Annotated in this window: 6 protein-coding genes; 5 read left to right on the top strand and 1 reads right to left on the bottom strand. The window is 57.5% G+C overall.

Translation table 11 applies throughout. The features are described from left to right. Positions 1–120 precede the first annotated feature (120 nt). The 5 genes from phoB to malZ all read left to right on the top strand — a co-directional run bounded on the left by phoB (position 121) and on the right by malZ (position 7,291). Complete coding sequence (gene phoB, locus ACKLKD_RS19420) at positions 121–810, top strand: phosphate response regulator transcription factor PhoB (RefSeq protein ID WP_004204861.1); 690 nt, start codon at positions 121–123, stop codon at positions 808–810. Positions 811–831: 21 nt separating this feature from the next. Continuing rightward, positions 832–2,127 (top strand): phosphate regulon sensor histidine kinase PhoR, encoded by a 1,296-nt coding sequence (gene phoR / locus ACKLKD_RS19415; RefSeq protein WP_080924517.1) that lies wholly within the window; start codon positions 832–834, stop codon positions 2,125–2,127. A 414-nt stretch (positions 2,128–2,541) separates the two neighbouring features. After that, on the top strand, positions 2,542–3,861 hold the full coding sequence (gene brnQ / locus ACKLKD_RS19410; protein WP_087805727.1) for a branched-chain amino acid transporter carrier protein BrnQ: 1,320 nt from the start codon (positions 2,542–2,544) through the stop codon (positions 3,859–3,861). Positions 3,862–3,948: 87 nt separating this feature from the next. Beyond that, positions 3,949–5,322, top strand: a complete 1,374-nt coding sequence (gene proY, locus ACKLKD_RS19405) for a proline-specific permease ProY (RefSeq protein ID WP_025710622.1) — start codon at positions 3,949–3,951, stop codon at positions 5,320–5,322. 151 nt (positions 5,323–5,473) lie between these two features. Beyond that, on the top strand, positions 5,474–7,291 hold the full coding sequence (gene malZ, locus ACKLKD_RS19400; protein ID WP_087805729.1) for a maltodextrin glucosidase: 1,818 nt from the start codon (positions 5,474–5,476) through the stop codon (positions 7,289–7,291). Here the strand turns inward: malZ and ACKLKD_RS19395 are convergent. Next, positions 7,288–8,190 (bottom strand): LysR family transcriptional regulator, encoded by a 903-nt coding sequence (locus tag ACKLKD_RS19395; protein WP_025710624.1) that lies wholly within the window; start codon positions 8,188–8,190, stop codon positions 7,288–7,290. The genes malZ and ACKLKD_RS19395 overlap by 4 nt on opposite strands. Between the last annotated feature and the right edge of the window lie 230 nt (positions 8,191–8,420).

The raw sequence follows: 8,420 nt of genomic DNA, 5'->3' as shown, positions 1-8,420 counted from the left end.
GATCATTAACTGATCGGCATTAGATCATCAGACCGTCATTTTTTTCATAAATCTGTCACAAAAGTGACGCATAATGACGCCGCACTCCTATACTGATGGCTAAAAAACACAGGGTAAATAATGGCGAGAAGAATTCTGGTCGTTGAAGATGAAGCTCCAATCCGCGAAATGGTCTGCTTTGTTCTGGAGCAAAATGGCTTTCAGCCCGTTGAGGCGGAAGATTATGACAGCGCGGTGAATCAACTCAATGAACCCTGGCCTGATTTGATTCTCCTTGACTGGATGCTGCCGGGTGGTTCGGGGCTGCAGTTTATTAAGCTGCTCAAGCGTGAGGCGATGACGCGGGATATCCCGGTGGTGATGCTGACCGCGCGTGGGGAAGAAGAAGATCGCGTTCGCGGTCTGGAGACCGGCGCGGACGACTACATTACCAAGCCTTTCTCTCCGAAAGAGCTGGTGGCGCGGATCAAAGCGGTGATGCGCCGCATTTCGCCAATGGCGGTGGAAGAGGTGATTGAAATGCAGGGTCTGAGCCTCGATCCCTCGTCGCACCGGGTGATGACTGGCGAAAGTCCGCTGGACATGGGACCGACGGAATTTAAATTATTGCACTTCTTTATGACCCACCCGGAGCGAGTGTACAGCCGCGAGCAGCTGCTGAACCACGTCTGGGGAACCAACGTCTATGTGGAAGACCGTACGGTGGACGTCCATATTCGCCGCCTGCGCAAAGCGCTGGAACACAGTGGCCATGATCGCATGGTGCAAACGGTTCGCGGCACGGGCTATCGTTTCTCCGCCCGTTTCTGAATTTCGACAGGAGTGTGACCCGTGCTGGAACGGCTGTCATGGAAAAGGCTGGCGCTGGAGCTCTTTTTAGCGTGTATTCCGGCCCTGATTCTGGGGGCATTTTGGGGGCATTTGCCGTGGTTTTTACTGGCGGCAGTGACCGGTTTGCTGATCTGGCATTTCTGGAATTTGATGCGTTTATCGTGGTGGCTATGGGTAGATCGGAGCATGACTCCCCCGCCTGGCCGCGGTAGCTGGGAACCGTTGCTGTATGGTCTGCATCAGATGCAGATGCGTAATAAAAAGCGTCGACGTGAGCTGGGAAGCCTGATTAAACGCTTTCGCAGCGGCGCGGAATCGCTGCCGGATGCGGTCGTCCTGACCACGGAAGAGGGGGCCATTTTCTGGTGTAATGGCCTCGCGCAGCAGATTTTAAACCTGCGCTGGCCGGACGACAGTGGTCAAAATATTCTCAACCTTCTGCGCTATCCCGAGTTCGCCAACTATCTGAAACAGCGTGATTTTTCTAAGCCACTCAACCTGGTGCTCAATAACGCTCGCCATCTGGAAATTCGCGTGATGCCTTACACCGACAAGCAGTGGCTGATGGTGGCGCGCGACGTGACGCAGATGCATCAGCTGGAAGGGGCGCGGCGAAACTTTTTCGCCAACGTCAGCCATGAACTGCGCACCCCGCTGACGGTGCTGCAGGGCTATCTGGAGATGATGCAGGAGCAGGTGCTGGAAGGGGCGACCCGGGAAAAAGCCCTGCACACCATGCGTGAGCAAACCCAGCGTATGGAAGGTTTAGTAAAGCAGCTGCTGACGCTGTCGCGTATTGAAGCCGCACCGGCGCTGGCGATGAATGACCGCATCGACGTACCGATGATGCTGCGGGTGGTGGAGCGTGAGGCGCAAACCCTCAGTCAGGATAAGCAGACGTTGTTTTTTACTGTCGATGAACACCTTAAGGTGCTGGGCAATGAAGAGCAGCTGCGCAGCGCCATTTCTAACCTGGTTTATAACGCGGTGAACCACACCCCGCCGGGGACCGAAATTCGCGTCAGCTGGCAGCGAACGCCGCAGGGGGCGCTGTTCAGCGTTGAGGATAATGGACCGGGCATTGCACCGGAGCATCTTCCCCGCCTGACCGAGCGTTTTTATCGGGTGGATAAGGCTCGCTCCCGACAAACCGGCGGCAGCGGCCTGGGTCTGGCGATCGTCAAACACGCGGTTAACCATCATGACAGCCGGCTGGAAATCGACAGTACGGTGGGCAAGGGAACCCGTTTTAGTTTCCTGCTTCCGGAACGATTAATTGCCAGAAACGACGACTGAACGGCGCGCTGTCAGCTTATCTTGCCAATGACCAGCTTCTGCTGGTCATTTTCATTGGCAGTCGTTTTTTGCTCGCCTATTTAATGAACGTGTGCTGCTTTTTTGTTCGCATGATAAGCCACAGGTTTTCCATCAATATGGTAAATGATTCTGGCATGAAAGGCATAACCAGCATAATCATCTGCTTTTGCGATCGTGCCTTGCTTTAAAACGTTATAAGCGTTTAAATTGCGCCAGCGCAGTCGATGACAGACTGCTTTTGCGTGGTAATACCAAAAACAATTCTTTCCCACGCCGCTTCGGGAGCATATCTCGCTAAGTTTACCGGCAATGGCCGCTGTATCGTCCCTGAGAGGGGAGCGCGGTATTTTTCCATTTATTTACAACACCACATCCACAGGCAGTAATGAATTTATGACCCATCAGTTAAAATCTCGCGACATCATAGCGTTGGGCTTTATGACCTTCGCGTTGTTCGTTGGCGCAGGCAACATTATTTTCCCTCCGATGGTGGGCTTACAGGCGGGCGAGCACGTCTGGACGGCGGCGATCGGCTTTCTGATCACTGCGGTGGGGCTGCCGGTGCTGACGGTGGTCGCGCTGGCGAAAGTTGGCGGCGGCGTTGAAAGCCTGAGCACCCCGATTGGTAAAGTGGCGGGTATCCTGCTGGCGGTGGTGTGTTATCTCGCGGTGGGACCGCTGTTCGCGACCCCGCGTACCGCAACCGTCTCCTTTGAAGTTGGGATTGCCCCGCTGACCGGCGACGGTCCGCTGCCGCTGCTGATCTACAGCGTTATCTACTTCGCGCTGGTGATCCTGGTTTCGCTCTATCCGGGTAAACTGCTGGATACGGTCGGCAATTTCCTTGCGCCGCTGAAAATTATTGCCCTGATCGTGCTGTCGGTTGCCGCCATCATCTGGCCGGCGGGCCCGATTAGCGATGCGCTGGAAGCGTATCGTACCGCGCCATTCTCCAATGGCTTCGTCAACGGCTACCTGACCATGGACACCCTCGGCGCGATGGTGTTCGGGATCGTCATTGTCAATGCGGCACGCTCTCGCGGCGTCAGCGAAGCGCGTCTGTTGACCCGCTACACCGTCTGGGCTGGCCTGATGGCGGGCGTCGGTCTGACCCTGCTGTACCTGGCGCTGTTCCGTCTGGGCTCTGACAGCGCCACCCTCGTGGACCAGACCGCCAACGGCGCGGCGATCCTCCACGCCTATGTGCAGCATACCTTCGGCGGGGCGGGCAGCTTCCTGCTGGCGGCGCTGATCTTCATTGCCTGTCTGGTGACGGCGGTAGGCCTGACCTGTGCCTGCGCTGAGTTCTTTGCCCAGTATCTGCCGTTCTCCTATCGCACGCTGGTGTTTATCCTCGGCCTGTTCTCGATGGCAGTTTCCAACCTCGGCCTGAGCCACCTGATTCAGGTGTCGATTCCGGTACTGACCGCTATCTATCCACCGTGTATCGCACTGGTTGTATTAAGCTTTACCCGCGGTTGGTGGCATAATTCGTCCCGCGTTATCGCACCGGCCATGTTTATCAGCCTGATGTTTGGTATCATTGACGGGATTAAGTCATCGGCGTTTGCCGCAATTCTGCCGGGCTGGACCGCGCGTCTGCCGCTGGCGGAGCAGGGCCTGGCCTGGCTGATGCCCACCGCCGTGATGGTGATCCTCGCGGTGATTTGGGATCGCACTGCCGGACGTCAGGTGACTTCCAGCGCGCATTAACTGGCGTTGAGGACAAGCGTTTAACCACGGGACTTCGGGTTCCGTGGTTTTTTATTTTTTGTGTTAAACGGCATTGAAAAGACCACGATGGAAAGTAGTAACAAGCTTAAGCGCGGGCTAAGCACCCGGCATATCCGCTTTATGGCCCTGGGTTCCGCCATCGGCACCGGGCTTTTTTACGGCTCAGCCGACGCCATTAAGATGGCCGGACCCAGCGTACTGTTGGCCTACATTATCGGCGGCGTCGCGGCATATATTATTATGCGGGCGCTCGGTGAGATGTCGGTGCATAACCCTTCCGCCAGCTCCTTCTCCCGCTATGCCCAGGAAAACCTTGGCGGTCTGGCGGGCTATATCACCGGCTGGACCTACTGCTTTGAAATTCTGATCGTCGCCATCGCTGACGTTACCGCCTTTGGTATCTATATGGGCGTCTGGTTTCCGACGGTGCCGCACTGGATCTGGGTGCTCAGCGTAGTGCTGATCATCTGCGCCGTTAACCTGATGAGCGTTAAGGTGTTTGGCGAGCTGGAGTTCTGGTTCTCATTCTTCAAAGTGGCCACTATCATCATCATGATCCTCGCCGGTTTCGGCATCATTATCTGGGGGATCGGCAACGGCGGCCAGCCGACGGGGATTCATAACCTGTGGAGCAACGGCGGCTTCTTCAGCAACGGCTGGCTGGGGATGGTGATGTCGCTGCAGATGGTGATGTTCGCCTACGGCGGCATCGAAATCATCGGTATTACCGCCGGTGAGGCGAAAGACCCGGAGAAATCTATTCCGCGCGCCATTAACTCGGTGCCGATGCGCATTCTGGTGTTCTATGTCGGCACGCTGTTCGTCATTATGTCCATCTATCCGTGGAACCAGGTGGGAACCGACGGCAGTCCCTTTGTCCTCACCTTCCAGCATCTGGGCATTACCTTCGCGGCCAGTATTCTTAACTTCGTGGTCCTCACGGCTTCGCTGTCGGCGATTAACTCTGACGTGTTTGGCGTGGGCCGTATGCTGCACGGCATGGCTGAGCAGGGCAGTGCGCCCAAAGTGTTCGCCAAAACCTCGCGTCGCGGTATTCCGTGGGTGACGGTGATGGTGATGACCATTGCGCTGCTGTTTGCGGTGTATCTCAATTACATCATGCCGGAAAACGTCTTCCTGGTGATCGCCTCTCTGGCCACCTTCGCCACCGTATGGGTATGGATTATGATCCTGCTGTCACAGATTGCCTTCCGCCGCCGTCTGTCGCCAGAAGAGGTCAAGGCGCTCAAGTTCAAAGTCCCTGGCGGGGTGGTGACCACGGTGATTGGTCTGCTGTTCCTGGCCTTTATTATCGCCCTGATCGGCTATCATCCTGATACCCGTATCTCGCTGTACGTCGGTATAGCATGGATCGCCCTGCTGCTGTTGGGCTGGGTCTTTAAGACCCGCCGTGAGCGCCGTCTGGCGCAGGCGCAGTAATCAACACCGCCCCGGTCAGCACAGCGCGACCGGGGCGGCTTGTGGTATGGCGTCCTCCCCCGTTATCCTCCCCCAAAAAATCCTGTGACGATGAGTTCTGCGCCTGATGGCTATGGCAAGGTGTGCCCATTCTGCACAATGAGGATTCACGATGTTGAAGGCATGGCACCTTCCGGTTGCACCCTTTATCAAGGTGCAACAGGACCGACTGTTTATTACCCTGTGGTTAAGCGGTGAGGCGCTGCCGCAGCGGGTTACGCTGCGCGCGGAAGAGGATAACGAAGAGCTGTCGCTGCCGATGCAGCGGCTCCGTCAGGCGCCGCAGCCTGGCGTGGTGGCATGGCGCGGTGAAATCTCTCTCGCCAGCGGTCAGCCGCGCCGTCGCTACAGCTTTAAGCTGCTGTGGGCCGACCATCAGCGCTGGTTTACGCCACAAGGTTTCACCCGCTTCCCGCCGGCCAGGCTGGAGCAGTTCGCCATTGACCTGCCGGATGCCGGCCCGCAGTGGGTGGCCGATCAGGTTTTCTATCAGATTTTCCCCGATCGCTTTGCCCGCAGCGCCGCACGTGAGGCTGACCAGGATGCAGTCTATTACCATCATGCGGCGGGACGGGAGATTGTGCGCAAGGCGTGGGACGAACCGCTAACCGGCGAAGCGGGCGGGTCGACGTTCTACGGCGGCGATCTCGACGGCATCAGCGAAAAACTTCCGTATCTGAAGCAGCTCGGCGTCACCGCCCTCTATCTGAACCCGGTTTTCGCCGCCCCCAGCGTGCATAAATACGATACCGAGGATTATCGGCGCGTCGATCCGCAGTTTGGCGGCGACGCGGCGCTGCTCCGGCTGCGCCACAACACCCAGCGGGCGGGGATGCGCATGATCCTCGACGGCGTGTTCAACCATACCGGCGATTCCCATCCCTGGTTCGACCGCCACCAGCAGGGCAGCGGTGGCGCTGGCCATTCCCCGGATTCGCCGTGGCGCGACTGGTTTACCTTCTCAGAGGAGGGGCAGGCGCACAACTGGTTGGGCTATGCCAGTCTGCCGAAGCTCGACTATCGGTCGACCAGCCTGGTCAACGAGATCTATGCCGGTGAGGACAGCATTGTACGCCACTGGCTGAAGGCGCCGTGGAGCATGGACGGCTGGCGCCTGGACGTGGTGCATATGCTGGGCGAAGGCGGCGGGGCGCGGAATAACCTGCAGCATATCGCCGGCATTACCCAGTCGGCGAAGCAAGCGCAGCCGGAAGCCTTTGTCTTTGGCGAACATTTTGGCGACGCGCGCCAGTGGCTGCAGGCGGATGCCGAAGATGCGGCGATGAACTATCGCGGCTTTACCTTCCCGATCTGGGGATTCCTTGCCAATACCGATATCTCCTACGATCCGCAGAAGATAGACGCCCAGACCTGTATGGCGTGGATGGATAATTATCGCGCCGGACTGTCGCATCAGCAGCAGCTGCGGATGTTTAACCAGCTCGACAGCCATGATACGGCGCGCTTTAAATCTCTGCTGGGCAAAGACGTGGCGCGCCTGCCGCTGGCGGTGGTGTGGCTGTTCAGCTGGCCGGGGGTACCGTGCATTTACTACGGCGACGAGGTGGGGGTGGATGGCAATAACGATCCGTTCTGCCGTAAACCGTTCCCGTGGGACCCGGCGCTGCAGGATACCCAGCTGCTGGCGCTGTATCAGCGAATGGCGAAACTGCGTAAGGCCCACCAGGCGCTGCGCTACGGCGGCTGTAAGGTGATTTACGCCGAGGATAACGTGGTGGTGTTTGTCCGCGTCTACAAACAGCAGCGGGTGCTGGTGGCGATTAACCGCGGGGAAGCCTGCGAAGTGGTTATCGAGGATTCCCCGCTGCTGAATGTGGCCGGGTGGACGCTGCAGGAGGGCGCTGGCGCCTTCCAGGACGGGGTGCTGACCCTCCCGGCTATCTCCGCCAGCGTCTGGTCAGGCCGTTAACGGTAGAGCTGGCTCAGCAGGTCGTCGTCGAGGAGTGCCTCCCGCCACCAGCGCTGAGCCAGCCCATCATTCCCGCTGCGCCAGGCCATATAGGTAATATCCTTTTCCCGCCAGCTGGCGACGCTTTTTTCCACCAGACTGCCTTTTTCCAGCCACGGGCGGGCGATATGACGCGGCAGAAAGCCGCAGCCCAGCCCGGCGCACAGCAGTTCGACTTTACTGCTGAAATCATCGACGCCGATTTGCGGCTGCTCGTCGAGAAGATTGCTGTTCAGCGGATGGCAGTAGCGGGCGCTGTCGCGGATCACGATGGCCCGATGCTGGCTGAGCTGTTTATTGGTCAGCGGCCCCTTCGCCTGAGCCAGCGGGTGGTCCGGGGCGACCACGAAGAGATTATCCAGCGTGCCGAGGGTTTGCCATGACCACTCCGCGGAGGTGGGCGGCTCATTGATGGCGCCGAGAATGATATCCGCGCCATGATGGGTCAGCTCTTCCCACGAACCGGCGAGGGTATGATGGCTGAAGTTCAGTCGCGTCTGCGGGTTTTGCGCGTAAAACTCGGCGATCAGCGGCAGCAGGGCAGAAAAAGGAAACGAGGCGTCAAGGGCGATGGCTAGCTCTCGCTCCCAGCCCGCGCTCAGCTGCTGGGCCTGCTTTTCCAGATCTCTGGCGGCGTTCAACAGCTGCCGCCCCTTCTCCAGCATCAGCCGGCCGGTATCGGTAAATTTTGCCCGATGGCCGGAACGATCCAATAGTACGATGTCCAGATCGCTCTCCAGCTTCTGGATCATATAGCTCAGGGCGGCAGGGGTTTTATACAACGACTCCGCGGCGGTGGCGAAAGAGCCGTGTCGGTCCAGGGCATCAAGGATCATCAATACATCAAAGTTTACGCGCATGTGAAGCTATCCATTAATTTGTTTTCCCCTGTTGTACCTAAGCGCAATAATCAAAGCCAGTGAATAAATCAGAACAGTTTGACGTAAAAATTTGATTAAAACCGACGTGAATAAATTTCGGTCGCGGCAAAAAATATAAACCATAAAAAAACCTTAATAAGTTGTTAGAAATTACTGGCTATACTCAACATGCTTTATCACTCAGGATCCACACGACACATTAACCATCA

Source organism: Klebsiella sp. 10982 (assembly GCF_048589245.1).
In the GTDB taxonomy this organism is placed as follows: domain Bacteria; phylum Pseudomonadota; class Gammaproteobacteria; order Enterobacterales; family Enterobacteriaceae; genus Klebsiella; species Klebsiella quasivariicola.
The sequence above is the reverse complement of the archived record's forward strand: the minus strand, read 5'-3'. Positions and strand labels throughout refer to the sequence as shown.

Coding starts and splice junctions, on each gene's coding strand:
- ACKLKD_RS19395 (WP_025710624.1), bottom strand. CDS start 8,190: ATGCGCGTAAACTTTGATGTATTGATGATCCTTGATGCCCTGGACCGA.
- proY (WP_025710622.1), top strand. CDS start 3,949: ATGGAAAGTAGTAACAAGCTTAAGCGCGGGCTAAGCACCCGGCATATC.
- malZ (WP_087805729.1), top strand. CDS start 5,474: ATGTTGAAGGCATGGCACCTTCCGGTTGCACCCTTTATCAAGGTGCAA.
- brnQ (WP_087805727.1), top strand. CDS start 2,542: ATGACCCATCAGTTAAAATCTCGCGACATCATAGCGTTGGGCTTTATG.
- phoB (WP_004204861.1), top strand. CDS start 121: ATGGCGAGAAGAATTCTGGTCGTTGAAGATGAAGCTCCAATCCGCGAA.